An 18,323-nucleotide genomic window follows, 5' to 3' on the forward strand; every position below is an offset into this window, starting at 1 on the left:
AAAGTCAAATGTCGTAACTCAATGTCAGTGCAGCTCCGCTTCACCCAGGCTAAAGATTAAATTAACTCAAATTGGTGTTGATTATAAATGAAAAGTTCTGAAATTAGACAAGCATTCTTTGATTATTTCACACAACGTGGTCATCAATTAGTGGAATCCAGTTCCTTAGTTCCTGCGAATGATCCTACTTTATTATTTACTAATGCAGGTATGGTGCAATTTAAGGATTTATTTTTAGGACTTGAAACACGCGCTTATCAACGAGCGGTCACTGCACAACGTTGTGTGCGTGCAGGAGGTAAACACAATGACTTGGAGAATGTGGGTTATACAGCAAGACACCATACATTTTTTGAAATGTTGGGTAACTTTAGTTTCGGAGATTATTTTAAGCGAGAAGCAATAAAATTTGCTTGGGAATTTTTAACTCAAGTTCTGCATTTACCCGAAGAGCGTTTGTGGGTAACTGTTTATAAAGAAGATCAGGAAGCAGAAGATATCTGGCTTAAAGAAATGAAAGTTTCGGCTGCACGATTTTCGCGTTGCGGGGAAAAGGATAATTTTTGGTCCATGGGGGATACTGGCCCTTGTGGTCCTTGCACTGAAATCTTTTATGATCATGGCCCTGAAATTCCAGGGGGTCCTCCAGGGACTCCTGATGAAGATGGGGACCGATATATAGAAATTTGGAACCTGGTATTCATGCAGTTTAACCGGGATAAGGAAGGGAATTTGCATCCTTTACCTAAACCTTCTGTAGATACAGGGATGGGCCTTGAGCGCCTCGCTGCAGTAGTCCAGGGCGTGCACAGTAACTATGAAACGGATATTTTCCAGCATTTAATTCAATCTGCTGCAAAACTTTCAAAGACTTATGTCGCTATAGAAGATGGAAAGATCACATCTAACCTGCCTCTCGATTTAAACCATACCTCTTTAAAAGTAATTGCAGATCATATTCGTTCTTGTGCATTTTTAATTGCCGATGGAGTGATTCCAGGTAATGAAGGACGAGGATATGTGCTCAGAAGAATCATAAGAAGAGCAGTACGACATGGTAATAAGTTGGGCTTGCCAACACCATTTTTTTCACGCTTGGTAGAGCCCTTAATTCAAGTAATGGGGGATGCATATCCTGAATTGATAAAATTTAAAGCGCATATAGAAAAAATCCTTAATCAAGAAGAAAATCAATTTGCACGTACGCTGGATCAGGGTTTACGTCTCTTGCAAGAACAAATGCATTCTCTAGGAGGCCACGAAATATCTGGAGAGATCGCATTTAAACTGTATGACACTTATGGTTTTCCGGTTGATTTAACTGCTGATATAGCGAGAGAACAAGGGCTTTATGTGGATATGGATGGTTTTAATCAATTGATGCAACAGCAAAGAGAGCAATCTCAAGCTGCTAGCCAATTCAGCATGGATTATAGCACCAGTGCCCAATTGGACTACCAATCTGATTTTCATGGCTATGAGAAAAAGGAAACAGAAGCAAAAATTATTGCCTTATTGCACGAAGGAAGCGAAGTGCAAATCTTAAGTCAAGGGATGCAAGGAGCTTTAGTTTTGGATCACACGCCTTTTTACGCAGAAAGTGGTGGCCAAGTAGGGGATAAAGGGCTATTAACCAGTGCGGGCTTACGTTTTCGAGTCGATGATACACAAAAAACAGGTCAAGCCATAGTGCATTATGGCGAAGTAGTGGAAGGTACTGCAACTTTAGATCAATTAGTTAAGGCACAAATAGACAATGAGCGTCGAGAAGCAATTCGTTTAAATCATACAGCCACTCATTTATTGCATGCTGCTTTAAAAACAGTAGTTGGATCCCAAGTCCAGCAAAAAGGTTCATTGGTTGATGCGGAGCGTGCGCGTTTTGACTTTTCTCATTTTGAACCATTAACCGCAGAACAAATTAAAGAAATTGAATCGTTGGTTAATGATCAAATTCGGGCCAATCATGAAGTGGTAACTCGAATTATGGATATTGATTCTGCTAAAAAAAGTGGTGCAGTAGCTCTTTTTGGAGAGAAATATACTGATAAAGTGCGCGTATTATCCATGGGTGAATTCTCTAAAGAACTTTGTGGTGGAACGCATGCGCAACGGACAGGTGATATTGGTCTATTTAAAATTGTTGCTGAATACGGGATTGCCAGTGGCGTGAGGCGTATCGAGATGGTGACAGGGCGTTATGCTCTAGCATGGGTTAATGAACAACAGTTCATGCTGAATGAGTTAGCTTCTTTGTTAAAAACCACAGCAAATAGTTTACCGGATAAAGTGGGACAGCTACTTACTGAAAATAAAGGTTTGGAAAAGGAAATCGCCAAATTACAAAGTGAGAAAGCACAAAAATCAGGTGCTGATCTGGCAAATGAAGTGGAAAAAATTAACGGAATTAGTTTGCTTGTAAAACGATTGGAAGGTGTAGATAGCCAAACCATGCGTACTACCTTGGATCAACTGAAATCCAGACTCGATTCAGCTGTCATTGTTTTATTTACCGTAGACCAAAATAAAATGAATGTGATTGCAGGAGTGAGTAAAAATATTTTAGGTAAAGCACCTGCTGCAGCCGCTTTAGTAAGGCATCTCTGTGGAAAAGGCGGTGGCCGTGATGATATGGCCCAAGGCGGCGGGGAGGTCCCACCTGATTTAGAGAAAAAGATAGAAGAAATTAGAGAAATGGTGCTCCGTTCGTAAAAATGATATTAAGTAGCCTATCTTCTCAGGCTACTTATCTTGAAAACAACCATACATAAGGACATGACATGAGTTTTCTGCAAGAGTTTAAGCAATTTGCTATCAAAGGAAATGTGATGGATCTTGCGGTTGCTGTGGTTATAGGCGCTGCATTTGGCAAAATTATTAGCTCACTTGTCAGTGGTATTATCATGCCTATAATTGGTTTATTATTGGGTGGAATCAATGTCGCCAATAGGACGTTTACTGTGGGTGATGCGGTTGTAAAGTGGGGCGAGTTTCTCCAGGCAGTGATTGATTTTACTATCATTTCGTTTTCAATTTTTGTAGCAATTAAAGTGATTTCTTTGTTAAGAAAAGAGGAGGAAAAGAAAGAAACCCCAACAAAGGAAGAAGCTTTATTAACTGAAATTCGCGACTTACTGAAGGAAAAGACAGGAACACCAAGACAATAGTTTTTTGATCCATAGACTTTTTCATCTTTAGACTCCTAAGTATTTGTAAATCTGCTATAATTTTAAACAGAAACCCTCATTAATAAGGATAATTATGGCCGGGCTATTGAACTTAATCGCTGTAATTGTGGTTTTCGGGGTGGCTTTGTGGTTAATCAATACTTTTATTCCAATGCCGCCATCAATTAAAAGTCTATTAAATGTATTGGTACTTATCATTCTTGTTATCTACATTTTACAATTTTTTGACTTGATAAAAACAATCTTACCTATGATTAAGATCTTAAAATAAAGCAATTGAATACTCAGTAGGTTGGGTCATTTTGCCCTGAGGGATCGTCAGTTTTTTGATGAGAACCCCACACTAATTTTTTCGCCTACGTACCTGCTTTAAGCGCATATCCAGAACGATATTTTAAGATGCCACTGAGCATTTCTATAGCAGGATCCCCTGGATACCGCGCATAAAGCGCGGTACGTAGAAAAATTTAAAATGAAAAACTGAGATCTCACAGGTCAAAACAATCCAACAATTTAGGGACAAAATTGCAGCAAAAGTCTGTTGTGATTAATAATAGAGGATTTGATTGAAATCCTGATTGCGAGCAACAAGGCGTACACCGATATTACAAAGAGTCTGTTTTGAGAATAACTTAACTTTGTGGACCAACGCCCAACCTACTATTCGCTATGAAGTAACCAATAGAATCTCAAATCTTGCCCATTTTCTTATAAAGAAAAAATGGCAATCGGGTAATTATCGCCATAATTATTCGCCAGAAATAAGGATAATAGAATATTCTTTTTCTACGCGTCAATGCGTTCCAGCAGGCTTGTGCACAGGAGTCCGGTGGGGCCGCATAAAAAATACCAGGTAAACCATAAGTTTGTTTCGTATCAATAAAACCCAAGCGGGCAATGGTAATGTGTTGGCTTGGACTGGCAGCCTGTTGTAGGCCCTGGAGGTAAATTTCAATACTTGCTTTACTGGCTCCATAAAGGCTGTTTTTAGAGCGTCCTCGGCATGCAGCAACCGAACTTAGGAACAGCAAATTATGTTCTTTTTGTTGACGATTTAAGTACGTATGGATCAATAAAGCAGTTGTCAAAACATTCAGTTTGATAAGATGAGCGATTGTTTCATCATTCAAGTGATCGTTATCAGTGAAGTCACTGTGTGCAATAAACAAATCAAGTTCGCCATCTTTTGCTTTAAGTATTGAAACGAGAGCATCAATTTGATCAACTAAATCCAAAATAAGTACATCACAACTGATTTGATACCTAAGTTTGATATCATTTGCGATGAGATTGAGTTGTGTTTCCTGGCGTCCTACTAAAAGTAATTGATGGCCTGACTGGGCAACAATATGTGCAAATTTTTCTGCAATGATGGAGGTTGCTCCGATTATGACCCATGTTCTCTGTGTCATTTTTTTAGCCCTAAACGTTGTGCCAGATCAGAATGCATGTTACATCCATAATGCTCAAGGGTTTGAGAAAATTGTTCATGTTTCTCATACATCTGGTGAAATTGTTCTTCATTCAAAAGTAAATCCTTCGCCAAATACACTCGCCCATTGAGTTCTGTGATTAATTGATTCATGGCTGATATTGCCTGTTTCGCATGTAAATTATTAATAAAATCAACTGCTAGGGTGAATCCTGGTTTACAGAATGAGAGTAAACCTTCACCTGATTGAGTGAATAGCTTGAGAACAGCAAGAGTAGGTGTTGCTTTATGAGCTCTAATCAATTGTACTAACTGCTCAAAAGTGTCTAAGGCCCGGTCTTCACTGAATACTGCTTGGAATTGAATTAATCCTTTAGGGCCATAAAGTCTATTCCAATGCATGAGTTTATCAAGAGGATTATTGAACTGTTCCAGTGTGAGTTTTTCGTGTCCTTTTTTACTACTTAAGAAATACTGATTAAATAATTTTATATTCCATGATTTGATTAAAGAAAAGGGAATATTAGGGATTGTACGGATTTTTATTCTTTTATTGTCGAAAGGCTCACAGTGATCCGCTACTGAAAGAACAGCGCGTAAAGCAGGATTGAGTAGATCAAGCCAAGCAACTTGATAATCATGGTGAATACCCGTAGTTCTCATATATTCAGTGAGTGTTTGAAATGATTCAAATTGCTGATGTTTCGCTTGCACAAAACGTGGAGCCTTTTTAAGGCGGAGCGCGACACGAGTGATAACACCTGTAAGGCCTAAGCCTGCAATTGTGGCATAAAATAAATCGCTGTTATCATTAGGACTGCAATGAAATTTTTTACCTCCAATCAGTAAATCAAATCCAATGAGGTGGTGGCCAAAACTACCTGCTTGATGATTGTTTTTTCCATGCACATCGTGAGCAATTCCGCCGGCAACTGTAATGTGGATAGTACCTGGAATGACAGGAGGAATGTAATCAGGATGCACTAAAAATAAATCTTTAAGTGATACTCCTCCCTGACAGAGCACAATACCGGTTTCGTGATCAAAACTGATAAAGTGATTCAAACGCTCGCTGTTGATAATAAAACCATCAGTATTAAAACAACTGTCGTTGTAGCACAATCCTGAACCACGCATGAGTATGTTTTGCTGAGGATTATGGGCAAGATAATCAGTAAGTTGCTCTTCATTCTCTGGACGTAGACAGAAAGATTGGCTGGATAGTGCACGGCTAAAATTAGTGAGCGTTCTTATTTTGCTGCGCATTTTGGCATCATTTAATTATTTTTAATATTAAGACTATAATTCATTTAAGAGCATAATTAAAAGGAATTATGATGAAAACTTTTTTAATCTTTTGGGGTTTCTTTTTTTCATTTGCAGTGTTTGCAGCAGATATTCCTGAGGATGCCTTGGGCGCCCAAAAGTACGATAGAACACAGTGTCTTCATAATACGACTCAAGATTGTATTAATTCACAATGTCTGACCTCAGAGGAAACTGATTGTCAGGAAAATTGTCGAAACATGGCGAAAGCAAAATGTCAGCAAGAAATTAATGAATAAATTGAGTAGCATTTTTTTCATTAATTTGGATGTATTGTCAAATGATTGGCATATGATTTTTTGACTGTCAAACCAGCACGTCTTTTTTCCAATTTATAACCAGAGGTACATTGGAATTATGTGATGAGCGACCATTTTTATAAATGGCATATAGTTTGCATAACCAATTCAATAGAAAAATCAGATAATTACTTGCACGTAATGAGTGAATTCAAGTTTAAAAATTAGTATGGATTGCTTATATGGCTGATAAAAATGTTTTATCACAAGAAGAAATAGATGCGCTGCTGAAAACGGTTGGTGAGTCTCCTGAAGAAGAACGCCATGCAACAGAGCGTCAAACAGCTACTAGAGAAAAATCGGGCCATAAAAAAGCAAAAGGCAGTAAAAAGGAAGTATCTAATGCTGTATTTGAACCTGTTGAACTACAGCAAGAGGGTGATGTAAAAATACTTAACTTTACTGCTCAGGAACGTATTGTCAAAGGAAAGTTACCTGTATTAGACAGAATTTACGATCGTGCAGTGCGTTTATTCGCCTCGGATATCTATAATGTAACTGCCAAAGATTTTGAAATTAAACAAGATCCATTGCTTATTATAAAGCATCGCGATTTTATGGAGAGCTTACCTAATCCAAGTTTAATGAGTATCTTTAAATTCAAACCTTTACGAGGCAAAGGCATTATTCTTTTTGATAGTACTTTTGTCTATGATCTCGTTGACTATTATTTTGGCGGCAGCTCTCAATTCTTTGCCCAAAAAGATAGAACTGATTTTACTGCTACCGAACTGCGTGTTATGGATGTTATCACGAAAAAGCTTATTGCCAATCTTACCCAAGCCTGGAAGCCAATTATTCAGCTTGATATCAGCAAATTTAATGATGAAACGAACCCACAATTAGTCAATATAGCAGAACCTGGAGAAATGCTTTTAGTCGCACGTTTTTCAATGGATTTCGGTAAAGAAGTCGGTATTTTCTATTTTATCTTGCCCTACTCCATGGTTGAACCCATCAAAGAACAACTGGAACTTGGCGCTTCTCGTCCTGATGATGAAATTGATCCGAACTGGGTTAAATCATTGAAGGAAGAGTTGATGGAAGTTGAATTAACTGTAAGTTCTGCAATGGCTGAAACAAAAAGTACTTTGGGTGCAGTAATGTCATGGCAAGTAGGTGATTTTATACCTATGGAAATGAAAGAAATAGTTACTTTAGATATTGAAGGAACGCCAGGTTTTACAGCAACTCAAGGAACTGCAAATGACAAGCGCGCTGTAAAAATAATTAAAAATATTAGTTACTAGGAGATGAGGAATGTCTCAAGAAGCAATAGAACAGCCTAAACCATCAAATAATCTTCCTCAGGAAGCGGACAGTGAAAAAATGGATTTAATTTTGGATATCCCTGTTTCGGTGACTGTAGAAATTGGGCGCACCAAAATGACAATCCGTAATTTACTTCAGTTAAACCAAGGAGGAATTGTTGCTCTCGATTGTTTGGCAGGCGATCCGCTTGATGTTTTAGTTAATGGGACTTTAGTTGCACATGGGGAAGTGGTTGTAGTTAATGATAAGTTTGGTGTGCGATTGACTGATATCGTCAGTAAAGCAGAACGAATTAAGCGATTAAGATAATGCATAGTGTACTCAATCATGGAGAGCTTATGCGTATTGTCATGGGCTTATTGTTAGTTTTATTGCTCATCATTGCATTATCTTGGGTAATAAAACGCTTACATGGAATGCAAGTGGGTTCGGCAAAAGGATTTCAATCCATAGCGAATATGATTTTAGGACCCAAGGAAAAAATTACCTTGTTAAAAGTGGGAACGCGTTATTTATTAGTCGGCTCAGGCTCTGGACAGGTCACCCTGATCTATGATTTTGGTGAACAATTGCCGACTGGTTTTGACCCTATAAATAAAACTTCGTTTGCAGATCTGTTTAAATCAGTTGTGAAATCATAAGATGAAGATAGTGAATTTAAATGTACGAAAATGGTTATCATCCGTATGGAAGTTGTCATCCCAGCGGCGAGAATCCAACTTTAGTCGAATATCGATGTCAATTCAGAAATGGATTTCCGCCTGCGCGGGAATGAAAAATTCCCATAACTTAATGGCAGTGGGAGAGGGGAGCTCTAAATCCTGGGTTATGCTTCGTTTCACCCAGGCTACTTTATTCCTGATTTTATTTTGTTTCATACCCCTGGCGTTACAGGCAGCACCTTTATCATTACCTGCATTAACAGTACAGCCTGGCGCGAATGGTGAACAAACTTATAGTGTTAATTTGCAAATTTTGATTTTTATGACCTTATTAACTGTTTTGCCAGGAATGTTGATGGCAATGACAGCTTTTACGCGAATAATTATTGTGCTTTCCATATTACGTCAAGCCATAGGAATGGCGCAAACTCCTACGAATCAAATCTTAATTGGTATTGCTTTGTTTATGACTTATTTTGTGATGTCTCCTGTTTTTAACAAAATCAATGAAACTGCAGTACAGCCCTATCTCGCAGAGACTCTAAAATTTCCGCAAGCATTGGCGAATGCACAAGTACCTTTACGCCAATTTATGTTAAATCAAACACGCAAAAATGATTTATCCTTGTTTGAAAAATTTGCTCAAACCAATCCAGCAACGCTTAATGATGTGCCAATGAGTGTGGTAATTCCTGCATTTATTACCAGTGAATTAAAAACAGCTTTCCAGATAGGCTTTATTTTATTTTTACCTTTTTTAATTATTGATATGGTGGTATCGAGTGTTCTGATGGCTATGGGTATGATGATGCTATCACCTTTAATTATTTCATTACCTTTTAAGATCATGCTCTTTGTGATGGTTGATGGCTGGACACTCATTTTGGGATCCCTTGCATCAAGTTTTGCAATGAACTAAATATCGCATGCATCTAAGCTACGAATTATAAGGACAAAAGACTTCCTTGAAACTTACTCCATCGAGTAAGGAAGTCTAATAAAATTATAGGGAAATAATATATGACCCCAGAGTCAGTAGTTTCTATGTTCAGTGAAGGAGTGTATTTGATGCTGCTACTTATCAGTGTACTCATTCTTCCTGGTTTGATTATTGGTGTGATTGTTTCCATGTTTCAAGCGGCCACACAAATTAATGAAACGAGCTTAAGTTTTATACCCAAATTATTTGTTACTTTTTTGATGCTCGTATTTGCAGGTCCCTGGTTACTCAAGATCATTGTGAATTACACAGACTCTTTAATTACCAATATCCCTTATTTAATAGGTTAGCTCAAGATGAAACTGGACTATCCAACAATACTAGGCATGATAAGCCAGGTTATTTGGCCAATGGGACGCATTGGCGGATTATTGCTTTCACTACCTGTTTTTTCTTCTGTTTTATTACCCCCTCGTATTAAAATTATTTTGCTTTTTGTTTTAAGTTGCGTCTGTGCCTTTATGGTTCCTAAAGAGCTTTCATTTCTGAATTTCAACGGGATTTTTTTGGCATATATCATCCAAGAATTGCTTTTTGGATTATTAATGGGTTTTGTCTTGCAGCTGGTTTTTCAAGTTTTTGTTTTGGGAGGACAAATTATTGCGATGCAGGCTGGTCTTAGTTTTGCAGTGATGGTGGATCCTGCAAGCCGTGCCAGTGTTCCATTAGTCAGCCAACTTTATTCAATGATGATGATGCTCATCTTTTTGGCACTCAATGGACATTTAACGGTATTTCAAACGTTATTGGATAGTTTCAGAATAATGCCTGTAGGACAGCTTTCTGTTACTCAAGCTATGGTATGGAATGTCATTTTATTTTCGGGATGGATGTTCAAACAAGCGGTATTGATTTCAATCCCCGCTTTATTGTCTTTGCTTATTGTGAGTCTTGCATTCGGAATTATGTCTCGGGCAGCGCCTCAATTAAATATTTTTTCTTTGGGCTTTCCTATTACGTTAATTATGGGAATGGTTGTAATTAAGGTGGGTTTGCCTAGTGTTGCGATACAAATGGCAGATCTTATCAAAGAGGGAATGCGTTTTATGACAGGGATGTTGCACTGATGGCCGAGCAAGAACACGCACAAGAAAAAACTGAACAGCCCTCGGCCAAACGACTTAGAGAGGCTCGTAAAAAAGGCCAGGTTGCGCGCTCAAGGGATTTCAATACCACAGTAACGCTACTTTTTACTGCATTGGGATTTTTTATTTTTGGCAAGCAATTAGCTAACCAGCTGGCAGCCATGATGCAGCATGCATTTGAATTTGATACGCGCGTTATCGTTACTCCTATGATAAGTGTTGAGCGTTTATTTTATTTAGTGAAAATGGGGTTTTGGTCCTTAATGCCTTTATTAGTGGTTATTTTTCTCGTTACTTTGGCAGCTCCTTTGCTCATGGGCGGGTGGGTTTTTAGTAGCCAAGTCTTACAGCCTAAATTTTCGCGACTCAATTTGGCTCAAGGATTTAAACGAATGATTTCGTTGAAAGGTTTTGTCGAAATGTTCAAATCGTTTTTTAAATTTCTTATCGTAGCAGTTGTCGCTATAGTGGTACTTAAATCACAAATTCCTGTGTTACTTAGTTTAGCCCATGCTCCTATTGAAACGGCAATTAGTAGCGGTAGTTTGGTTGTGGTGAAATCTTTTGTGTTGATTTCTGCCAGTTTGATTTTTATTGCTGTTTTTGATGTTCCTTTCCAATTGTATGAGCATCAAAAAAGCATGAAAATGACGATGCAAGAATTAAGGGATGAATACAAGGAAATAGAAGGTAAACCCGAAATAAAAAGCGCTATTCGTCGAGCTCAGCAAGAGATTTCGAGACGGCGTATGATGAATGAATTATCTAAAGCAAACGTGGTTTTAACCAATCCGACTCATTATGCTGTAGCAATCAGTTATAAAGAGAAGAGTCATAAAGCACCCATAGTAGTTGCAAAGGGTAAAGATTTGATTGCTTTCCAAATTAGTAACATTGCAACATCACATCAAATTCCCATTATTTCTGTACCCCCTCTGGCGCGTGCTCTTTATTTTTCCACTAAATTAAATGCAGAAATACCAAGAGGCCTTTATATTGCTGTAGCCCAGGTTTTAGCGTATGTGTTTCAACTGCGCGATAGAGAACGATATGATTACAAACCCGCTGTATTACAGAATGTCCCTATTCCAGAAGAGTTAGCACGCGAAGCAGAGGAGGATGCTAATGAATAAAGCATTGCACTATGTACAATATTGGATGCGTCAAGGTTTAGGAACACCTCTGGCGCTGATCATCATGCTCGGTATGATGATGTTGCCTCTGCCTCCATTTTTATTGGATGTTTTCTTTACTTTTAATATTGCTTTATCACTTGTAGTTTTGTTAGCAGTGATCTACAGCGAAAGGCCTTTGGATTTTGCTGTATTCCCAACAGTGATATTGCTGGCAACTTTATTACGTTTGACATTAAACGTTGCCTCAACCCGTGTTGTTTTATTAAATGGCTATAAAGGAACTGATGCTGCCGGACATGTGATCCAAGCATTTGGCGAAGTAGTCATTGGTGGAAACTATGCAGTGGGTTTGGTTGTTTTTATTATTTTAGTAGTCATAAATTTTGTTGTAGTAACTAAGGGGGCTGGGCGTGTATCTGAGGTAAGCGCACGGTTCACATTGGATTCTTTACCCGGAAAGCAAATGGCGATCGATGCCGATCTGAATGCCGGTTTAATTAATCAGGAGCAAGCCATAAAGCGTCGATTAGAAGTAGCACAGGAAGCAGATTTTTATGGCTCCATGGATGGTGCGAGTAAATTTGTTCGAGGCGATGCAGTTGCTGGGATTTTGATTTTGGCAGTTAACATTATTGGGGGATTGATTATTGGGGTTTTTCAGCATGGAATGAATTTTTCTGATGCGCTACATAACTATATCTTGTTAACTATTGGTGATGGTTTGGTTGCGCAAGTACCTTCTTTAGTTTTATCAACTGCTGCTGCTATCATTGTTACTCGAGTTTCCAGTGCGCAAAACATGGGGCATGAAGTTATTTCCCAATTATTTGCTAATCCACGTTCATTAATTATTGCATCAGCTATTATGGGATTGATTGGCATTATTCCTGGAATGCCCCATATTGCATTTATTTTACTTTCTGTAGGTTTGGGAGGAATTGCTTATTTGTTTCTTCAACAAGATAAAGAAAAAAGCAAGGAACAACTTAGTGAAGAAAATGATTCTCTTGCGATTCAAAATCCAAATATTTCTACAGAATTGTCATGGGATGATGTGAATCCAGTTGATGTGATTAGTCTTGAGGTAGGATATCGTTTAATTCCTTTAGTGGATCAAGCGCAAGGTGGTGTTTTACTTTCTCGTATTAAAGGAGTTCGAAAGAAAATATCACAAGAGCTGGGCTTTTTAATTCCATCTGTACATGTACGGGATAATTTGGATTTAAAACCTAACCATTATCGTATCAGTTTGGCAGGCGTCGTGATGGGGGAGGCAGCAATTCATCTTGATCGCTGCTTAGCGATAAATCCTGGGCAGATTTTTGGTGAAATTGAAGGAATTAAAACTCGTGATCCGGCATTTGGTATGGAGGCGGTTTGGATTAATGAAAGTCAACGAGAACAAGCGCATACTTTGGGTTACACTGTAGTCGATACCTCTACGGTTGTTGCTACGCATTTAAGCCAGATATTAGAACAAAACAGCCAACAATTGTTGGGTTATGAAGAAACCCAACAGCTTTTAGACAAACTTGCATTAAGTTCTCCTAAATTAGTGAAAGAACTAGTACCAGAAGGCCTTTCATTAGGAATGGTTAGCAAAGTGTTACAAGGGTTATTGGCGGAGCATATTCCTTTAACGGATATTCGCACTATAGTCGAAACTTTGGCGGAGCTGGCGCCAAAATCTAAGGATACAGAATATTTAATCAGTCAGGTTCGTATTGCTTTATCTCGATTAATTACTCAAAAAATCAGTGGTGTTCATGAGGAACTGCCGATTATTACGCTAAAACCTGAGTTGGAACAATTATTGCAAAACATTATTCAGAGTAGTGGCTCTGGAGGGGTAAATTTTGAGCCAGGAATGGCAGATAAAATACAACATTCTTTGACACAGTTAGCAATGCAACAGCAGGCGAAACAGGAGAGCTCCGTCTTGGTAGTACAGCCGGGAATACGCGCAGTGTTGGCACGATTTGTGCGTAATATATCTCATGACTTTCATGTTTTGTCTTATCAGGAGATTCCTGATAATAAGCAAATAAGAATAGTAGGTACTGTGGGATAGGAGTAACTGAGGTGTATCACATTGGAATGAGTAGCCTAGGTGTTGAATGTAAACTCCTAGAGTAAAACTTCTCAGTTTTCCTGCAAGCAAGCTACAATTTCTAAAGAGGCATTGCGTGAATAGTGACAAATTTCTTCATAAGCAGGAGGCTTTATGAAATTAAAACGTTTTGTTGCGACCGATACACGCAGCGCTATGAAACAAATTAAAGAGATACTTGGTGCCGATGCTGTTATTTTGTCCAGTCATCATATAGATGGTGGAGTGGAGGTCGTTGCTGCGATTGATTTTGATGAAACAATTCTGTCACCTTCAGCAGCAGCAGCTTGTGCTGAGCCAACGAGCCAAGCAAATAAACTCCAAATGCAAACACCCCTTGATGACATGCGCCAGGAGATTCAAACACTAAGAGGTATGCTTGAAGCTCAGTTAAGGGGAAATGTTGGCGTCCATGAGCCTCTGCATACTATTTTACTGCAAAAACTTCTCTATCTGGGAGTAAGTCATACTACAGCCGCGACTTGGGCATGTTCTGTGCGATCTGATTTAAATCAACAAAAAGGCTGGGAAGCTGTATTGAATCATATTGCAGATAAATTAACTATTTGTGATACACGCAGAATAGAAGAAGGTGGGGTTTATGCTTTTGTTGGTCCAACGGGCGTCGGGAAAACGACAACATTGGCCAAAATTGCAGCCCGGTTTACCTTGAGATTTGGAGCAGATAAGTTAGGCCTGGTTACTATGGATACCTATCGAATCGCGGCGCAAGAACAACTCATGATGTATGGGAAAATTTTAGGCGTTAAGGTATGTGTTGCTCAGGATGAAGTTTCTTTGGCGCGAGTATTACGGCAATTAAATGACAAAAAATTAATTTTGATTGATACCGCCGGAATGAATCCTGCGGATGAGCGAGTTGTAAAACAAATGCATGTTTTAGGTACATATTTATTGTCGATTTCCAATGTTTTGGTTTTACCTGCAACAAGTCATTATCAAGTATTAATTGATGCAATAAAACGTTATGAAGCAACTCAAATTGATCAGTGCATTTTGACCAAGCTGGATGAGTCATTGGCTGTAGGCGGAGCGTTGAGTGCACTTATCGAGTCGGGTTTAGGTGTGAGCTATCTAACACACGGGCAACGAGTACCTGAAGACATTAAAATGGCCACACGCCATCAGCTAATTGAGTTGTTTGCAGAGCAGGAAGCACAACTGTTTCAGGCAGACAATATTAGGAAAGCACAGCAAAGTGCCTGGAGAGAATATCATGTCTAAAGTGAATCAAAATATAAGCGATCAAGCTTCTGGTTTGAGAAATCTTTCACGTGCAAAACCAATTAAAGTAATTGCTGTTTCTGCTGGAAAGGGCGGTGTGGGCAAGAGCAACGTTTCTGTCAATTTGGCGGTTGGTTTGGCACAGCTTAATAAAAGAGTCATGCTTCTTGACGCCGATTTAGGATTGGCAAATATTGATATTATGTTGGGATTGCATACCAAATATAATTTATCTCATGTAATGCAGGGAATCTGTCATTTAAGTGACATTATTCTGTCAGGGCCTCATGGTGTCCTTGTCATTCCTGCAGCCTCTGGTACAGAGTTTATGACGCAACTCTCTTCTCCAGAGCTTGCTGGAATCATCGATTCATTTAATGAGCTTACCGATGATCTGGACTACATGATTATTGATACTGCTGCTGGAATTTCTGACACTGTTTTAAGTTTTACTCGTTCGTCGCAAGAATTAATTGTTGTTGTATGTGATGAACCTACCTCATTAACAGATGCATATGCTTTAATTAAAGTAATGAGTAAGCGTTATGAATGGACGCGTTTTCACATTTTGGCAAATATGGTGCGGAATGAACGAGAGGGACGTGAATTATTTAATAAATTATTCAAAGTTTCCGAGCAATTTCTCGAGGTTCAGCTAGACTATTTAGGAGCAGTACCATTTGATGAACACATACACAAGGCAGTGAAAATGCAAAAACCGGTATTGATTGCTTATCCTGATTCTGCTGCTGCTTTAGCACTGAGACAGTTAGCAGATGAAGTATCTGAGTGGCCTCCCAGCGCTTTATTGGGTGGTAATACCAGTTTCTTTTTAGAGCGTTTAGTAGCAGGTGAATTTTAAGGAGATCATTGTGGATGCTTTGGCTGCCTATAGCAAAGTTAACCAGCAAATTCAGGAAACGCTGGTAAAAACTCATGCCTTATTGGTTAAACGCATAGCACATCATTTATTGGGCCGCTTGCCGCAAAGCGTACAACTGGATGACTTAATACAAGCAGGAATGCTCGGATTACTGGAAGCAACACGACATTATGATTCTTCCAAAGGTGCTTCATTTGAAACCTATGCGGGGATTCGCATTAGAGGGTATATGCTTGATGAAGTAAGGCGTAATGATTGGGTGCCTCGCTCGGTACATCGCAATTCAAGAATGATTTCGGAAGCTGTTAAAAATCTCGAACATCGGTTAGGAAGAGAAGCTAAGGACTCTGAAATCGCAGCTGAACTTGAAATATCAATTGCTGAATACCATGAAATGTTGCAGGACTCCATAAGCAGTCATTTATATGGTTTTGACGATTTGGGCGTCACTGATGATGCCTTGCAGGTTGGGGAGGGATACGCTTCTACTGAACCGCATGTCAATGTATTACATAATGATTTGATGCATCGTTTATCCGAGGTAATTCGCGGATTGCCCCAGAAAGAACGAATGGTACTTTCTTTATATTATGAACAGGATTTGAATCTAAAAGAAATCGGAGAAGTTATTGGCGTTAGCGAATCACGCATTTCACAGATTCTTAGTCAGGCAATACATCGAATTAAATCACGCTTACCGGAATAAAAAGAATGGATGCTTTAACTTTAGCAGGGATACTCACTAGTTTTTTAGCGATTACACTTGGCCAGTTTTTTGAAGGTGGAAGTATACAGGGTTTAATGAATTTGTCTGCATTGTTGATCGTGCTCGGAGGAACAATTGGCGCGGTTATGGTGCAAACACCACTAAATACCTTTAAAAGAGCATTTAAAATTTTACCTTGGGTCATTACTCCCCCCAAACTTGATTTTGAACCTTGCCGCAACAAAATGTTTGATTTGGCCCGAAAAGCGCGTCAATTGGGGTTACTTTCTCTGGAAGAACATTTAGAGGTTGAAAAAAACCCGCTTATCAATAAGGGCTTGGAATTGTTGGTGATTGGCGTAGATAAACTCACTATAAGAAAAGTTCTGGAAGACGAAATTGAAAGAGTTGAAGATCATGATATCCATGCAGCACAAGTATTTGAAAGTATGGGGGGATACAGTCCAACCATAGGAATTTTGGGAGCAGTGCTGGGATTGATTCAAGTGATGCGTCATTTATCTGAACCAAATGAATTGGGATTAGGTATTGCGGTAGCTTTCGTAGCGACTATTTACGGGGTTGGAATGGCTAATCTTATTTTTTTACCTGTAGCAAATAAATTAAAAAGTTGCATTGCTCGTCGAGTGCATTATGACGAGATGATTGTAGAAGGTATAGTCACTATTGCTTCTGGGGAAAGTCCAGGAGTTTTGATGTTAAAACTCAATAATTTTGGCCAGCAAAAGAAAGATGAAAAAAAGAAAAAAAAGAAATGAGCAGCATAATGATCATCATCGCTGGGTTGTCTCATATGCAGATTTTATTACCTTGTTATTTGCATTTTTCGTAGTAATGTATGCTATTTCTTCCGTCAATATCTCAAAGTACAAATCGCTTTCAGAGGGAATGAAATCGGCGTTTAATAAAAAAGATGAGGCTCGGGCCCTTAAATCAACAAAAAGTATAAAAGACGGACCACAAACTACACAATTTCAAGGGCCTTTTCATGATGGGCTGGATGAATTAAATCAAGCACTCATAGAGCTGCAAGATGGAAATTATAAGATCAACCGGCAGAAGGGGTGGGTGGAGTTGGATATTAAATCAGGTGCATTATTTGATTCAGGTGATGCAGATTTAAAACCAGAAGCTTTTGTTAAATTAATGCAATTAGCCGCAAAAATTAAAAAATCATCCTCTATTGTTGCAATAGAAGGATATACAGATAATGTTCCTATAGAAACGCCACAATTTCCATCAAACTGGGAGCTTTCTGCGATGCGTGCAGCAGTTGTTGGACGTACTTTGAATTCATTTGGGATAACAACAGATCGTATTTTAGTAACGGGTTATGGGGAGCAATATCCAGTTGCCGATAATGTTACAGAACTAGGGAGGGCTGCAAATCGTAGGGTGACTATTATCATTGCATTGAATCGAAATGTTCTTCGACTTTTAAACCCTGCGTTAAGCGAACAAGCTCATGGCGTAGTTATTGGGGGCAAAAATATAAAATGATAACTTTTCTTTTAAGCGTAAATGTGGTTATTTTTTTATTCATAGTGAATTATTTATTGAATCAGCGGAAAAAACTAATTAGTTTTCGAGAGGAGTTGAATACACAGCAAAAATTAATTGATCAAATCACAAAAGATCATCCTGTGTTGATTCATGCTGATTTATTATTCTCCAAGCAGTTAAAGGAAATTAATACTCAATTGATTAGTATGGATAATCAAATACAGGATTTGGAAAATAAACGAGATAATGATGGCGGATATCGTCATGCTTTGCGTATTTTGGAAATGGGGGGTAATCGCGATGAAATTGTAGAAAGTTGCCATTTATCTCTCGCCGAAGCGGAATTATTGATGAATTTGCAAGCCTATCGAACCGCAATGAAGACTTCATAGCTGTTTTTTTGCCTGCTTTCACGGTAAAATCCCATACTAATTTTTTACAAAGTCATGCTGAAT

20 protein-coding genes are annotated in these 18,323 nt (G+C 38.6%); 18 read left to right on the top strand and 2 right to left on the bottom strand.

Going from position 1 to position 18,323, the window contains the following annotated elements; translation table 11 throughout:
* Positions 1-87 precede the first annotated feature (87 nt).
* The 3 genes from alaS (at position 88) to FOLKNPGA_RS18890 (ending at position 3,459) form a co-directional block, all read left to right on the top strand.
* The gene (gene alaS / locus FOLKNPGA_RS07185) at positions 88-2,712 is read left to right on the top strand and encodes an alanine--tRNA ligase (protein ID WP_182352392.1); all 2,625 of its coding nucleotides are present in this window, start codon (positions 88-90) and stop codon (positions 2,710-2,712) included.
* A 68-nt stretch (positions 2,713-2,780) separates the two neighbouring features.
* Positions 2,781-3,167, top strand: a complete 387-nt coding sequence (mscL, locus tag FOLKNPGA_RS07190) for a large-conductance mechanosensitive channel protein MscL (RefSeq protein WP_182352393.1) — start codon at positions 2,781-2,783, stop codon at positions 3,165-3,167.
* Positions 3,168-3,261: 94 nt separating this feature from the next.
* On the top strand, positions 3,262-3,459 hold the full coding sequence (locus FOLKNPGA_RS18890; RefSeq protein ID WP_232890844.1) for a Thivi_2564 family membrane protein: 198 nt from the start codon (positions 3,262-3,264) through the stop codon (positions 3,457-3,459).
* Positions 3,460-3,877: 418 nt separating this feature from the next.
* Here the strand turns inward: FOLKNPGA_RS18890 and FOLKNPGA_RS07195 are convergent, their stop codons facing one another.
* Together FOLKNPGA_RS07195 and FOLKNPGA_RS07200 are read right to left on the bottom strand one after the other, a co-directional pair.
* Positions 3,878-4,600, bottom strand: coding sequence for an SDR family NAD(P)-dependent oxidoreductase (locus FOLKNPGA_RS07195; RefSeq protein ID WP_182352394.1), 723 nt, complete (start codon positions 4,598-4,600; stop codon positions 3,878-3,880).
* Positions 4,597-5,886, bottom strand: a complete 1,290-nt coding sequence (locus FOLKNPGA_RS07200) for an FAD-binding oxidoreductase (RefSeq protein WP_182352395.1) — start codon at positions 5,884-5,886, stop codon at positions 4,597-4,599. The genes FOLKNPGA_RS07195 and FOLKNPGA_RS07200 overlap by 4 nt, the downstream gene beginning before the upstream one ends.
* 68 nt (positions 5,887-5,954) lie before the next feature.
* Between FOLKNPGA_RS07200 and FOLKNPGA_RS07205 the strand changes: the two genes are divergently transcribed.
* The 15 genes from FOLKNPGA_RS07205 (at position 5,955) to FOLKNPGA_RS07275 (ending at position 18,260) form a co-directional block, all read left to right on the top strand.
* Positions 5,955-6,185, top strand: coding sequence for a hypothetical protein (locus tag FOLKNPGA_RS07205; RefSeq protein ID WP_232890845.1), 231 nt, complete (start codon positions 5,955-5,957; stop codon positions 6,183-6,185).
* A 242-nt stretch (positions 6,186-6,427) separates the two neighbouring features.
* Positions 6,428-7,495 (top strand): flagellar motor switch protein FliM, encoded by a 1,068-nt coding sequence (gene fliM / locus FOLKNPGA_RS07210; RefSeq protein ID WP_182352396.1) that lies wholly within the window; start codon positions 6,428-6,430, stop codon positions 7,493-7,495.
* Between the two features lie 10 nt (positions 7,496-7,505).
* Positions 7,506-7,826 (top strand): flagellar motor switch protein FliN, encoded by a 321-nt coding sequence (gene fliN, locus FOLKNPGA_RS07215; RefSeq protein ID WP_182352397.1) that lies wholly within the window; start codon positions 7,506-7,508, stop codon positions 7,824-7,826.
* Positions 7,827-7,855: 29 nt separating this feature from the next.
* The gene (fliO, locus tag FOLKNPGA_RS07220) at positions 7,856-8,158 is read left to right on the top strand and encodes a flagellar biosynthetic protein FliO (RefSeq protein WP_232890846.1); all 303 of its coding nucleotides are present in this window, start codon (positions 7,856-7,858) and stop codon (positions 8,156-8,158) included.
* Between the two features lie 187 nt (positions 8,159-8,345).
* Positions 8,346-9,098, top strand: a complete 753-nt coding sequence (gene fliP, locus FOLKNPGA_RS07225) for a flagellar type III secretion system pore protein FliP (RefSeq protein ID WP_182352794.1) — start codon at positions 8,346-8,348, stop codon at positions 9,096-9,098.
* Positions 9,099-9,199: 101 nt separating this feature from the next.
* On the top strand, positions 9,200-9,469 hold the full coding sequence (fliQ, locus tag FOLKNPGA_RS07230; protein WP_182352399.1) for a flagellar biosynthesis protein FliQ: 270 nt from the start codon (positions 9,200-9,202) through the stop codon (positions 9,467-9,469).
* A 6-nt stretch (positions 9,470-9,475) separates the two neighbouring features.
* Positions 9,476-10,246, top strand: a complete 771-nt coding sequence (gene fliR, locus FOLKNPGA_RS07235; protein ID WP_182352400.1) for a flagellar biosynthetic protein FliR — start codon at positions 9,476-9,478, stop codon at positions 10,244-10,246.
* Positions 10,246-11,397 carry a flagellar biosynthesis protein FlhB gene (gene flhB, locus FOLKNPGA_RS07240; RefSeq protein WP_182352401.1) on the top strand — a complete coding sequence of 384 codons (1,152 nt, stop codon included), beginning with the start codon at positions 10,246-10,248 and terminating at the stop codon, positions 11,395-11,397. Before fliR ends, flhB begins: the two co-directional genes overlap by 1 nt.
* On the top strand, positions 11,390-13,471 hold the full coding sequence (flhA, locus tag FOLKNPGA_RS07245) for a flagellar biosynthesis protein FlhA (protein WP_182352402.1): 2,082 nt from the start codon (positions 11,390-11,392) through the stop codon (positions 13,469-13,471). Before flhB ends, flhA begins: the two co-directional genes overlap by 8 nt.
* 153 nt (positions 13,472-13,624) lie before the next feature.
* A complete protein-coding gene (gene flhF / locus FOLKNPGA_RS07250) occupies positions 13,625-14,755 on the top strand; it encodes a flagellar biosynthesis protein FlhF (protein ID WP_182352403.1) in 1,131 nt (376 codons plus the stop codon).
* Entirely contained in the window at positions 14,748-15,617 is an 870-nt protein-coding gene (locus FOLKNPGA_RS07255; protein ID WP_182352404.1) for a MinD/ParA family protein, read from the top strand. The genes flhF and FOLKNPGA_RS07255 overlap by 8 nt, the downstream gene beginning before the upstream one ends.
* 10 nt (positions 15,618-15,627) lie before the next feature.
* Complete coding sequence (locus tag FOLKNPGA_RS07260) at positions 15,628-16,344, top strand: RNA polymerase sigma factor FliA (RefSeq protein ID WP_182352405.1); 717 nt, start codon at positions 15,628-15,630, stop codon at positions 16,342-16,344.
* A gap of 5 nt (positions 16,345-16,349) precedes the next feature.
* Entirely contained in the window at positions 16,350-17,123 is a 774-nt protein-coding gene (locus FOLKNPGA_RS07265; protein ID WP_182352406.1) for a flagellar motor protein, read from the top strand.
* Positions 17,098-17,865, top strand: a complete 768-nt coding sequence (locus tag FOLKNPGA_RS07270; RefSeq protein WP_182352407.1) for a flagellar motor protein MotB — start codon at positions 17,098-17,100, stop codon at positions 17,863-17,865. The genes FOLKNPGA_RS07265 and FOLKNPGA_RS07270 overlap by 26 nt, the downstream gene beginning before the upstream one ends.
* On the top strand, positions 17,862-18,260 hold the full coding sequence (locus FOLKNPGA_RS07275) for a DUF2802 domain-containing protein (protein ID WP_182352408.1): 399 nt from the start codon (positions 17,862-17,864) through the stop codon (positions 18,258-18,260). The genes FOLKNPGA_RS07270 and FOLKNPGA_RS07275 overlap by 4 nt, the downstream gene beginning before the upstream one ends.
* Positions 18,261-18,323: the final 63 nt, after the last annotated feature.

Origin of the sequence: Legionella sp. PC1000, from assembly GCF_014109805.1 — a bacterium.
GTDB lineage: Bacteria > Pseudomonadota > Gammaproteobacteria > Legionellales > Legionellaceae > Legionella > Legionella resiliens.

Bases quoted from the DNA above. Each gene is read 5' to 3' on its own strand.
- FOLKNPGA_RS07195 (WP_182352394.1), bottom strand. From the start codon at position 4,600: ATGACACAGAGAACATGGGTCATAATCGGAGCAACCTCCATCATTGCA.
- fliO (WP_232890846.1), top strand. From the start codon at position 7,856: ATGCGTATTGTCATGGGCTTATTGTTAGTTTTATTGCTCATCATTGCA.
- fliQ (WP_182352399.1), top strand. From the start codon at position 9,200: ATGACCCCAGAGTCAGTAGTTTCTATGTTCAGTGAAGGAGTGTATTTG.
- flhB (WP_182352401.1), top strand. From the start codon at position 10,246: ATGGCCGAGCAAGAACACGCACAAGAAAAAACTGAACAGCCCTCGGCC.
- fliN (WP_182352397.1), top strand. From the start codon at position 7,506: ATGTCTCAAGAAGCAATAGAACAGCCTAAACCATCAAATAATCTTCCT.
- alaS (WP_182352392.1), top strand. From the start codon at position 88: ATGAAAAGTTCTGAAATTAGACAAGCATTCTTTGATTATTTCACACAA.
- mscL (WP_182352393.1), top strand. From the start codon at position 2,781: ATGAGTTTTCTGCAAGAGTTTAAGCAATTTGCTATCAAAGGAAATGTG.
- FOLKNPGA_RS07265 (WP_182352406.1), top strand. From the start codon at position 16,350: ATGGATGCTTTAACTTTAGCAGGGATACTCACTAGTTTTTTAGCGATT.
- fliR (WP_182352400.1), top strand. From the start codon at position 9,476: ATGAAACTGGACTATCCAACAATACTAGGCATGATAAGCCAGGTTATT.
- flhF (WP_182352403.1), top strand. From the start codon at position 13,625: ATGAAATTAAAACGTTTTGTTGCGACCGATACACGCAGCGCTATGAAA.
- FOLKNPGA_RS07255 (WP_182352404.1), top strand. From the start codon at position 14,748: ATGTCTAAAGTGAATCAAAATATAAGCGATCAAGCTTCTGGTTTGAGA.
- fliM (WP_182352396.1), top strand. From the start codon at position 6,428: ATGGCTGATAAAAATGTTTTATCACAAGAAGAAATAGATGCGCTGCTG.
- FOLKNPGA_RS07200 (WP_182352395.1), bottom strand. From the start codon at position 5,886: ATGCGCAGCAAAATAAGAACGCTCACTAATTTTAGCCGTGCACTATCC.
- FOLKNPGA_RS07270 (WP_182352407.1), top strand. From the start codon at position 17,098: ATGAAAAAAAGAAAAAAAAGAAATGAGCAGCATAATGATCATCATCGC.
- flhA (WP_182352402.1), top strand. From the start codon at position 11,390: ATGAATAAAGCATTGCACTATGTACAATATTGGATGCGTCAAGGTTTA.
- FOLKNPGA_RS07205 (WP_232890845.1), top strand. From the start codon at position 5,955: ATGATGAAAACTTTTTTAATCTTTTGGGGTTTCTTTTTTTCATTTGCA.
- FOLKNPGA_RS18890 (WP_232890844.1), top strand. From the start codon at position 3,262: ATGGCCGGGCTATTGAACTTAATCGCTGTAATTGTGGTTTTCGGGGTG.
- fliP (WP_182352794.1), top strand. From the start codon at position 8,346: ATGCTTCGTTTCACCCAGGCTACTTTATTCCTGATTTTATTTTGTTTC.
- FOLKNPGA_RS07275 (WP_182352408.1), top strand. From the start codon at position 17,862: ATGATAACTTTTCTTTTAAGCGTAAATGTGGTTATTTTTTTATTCATA.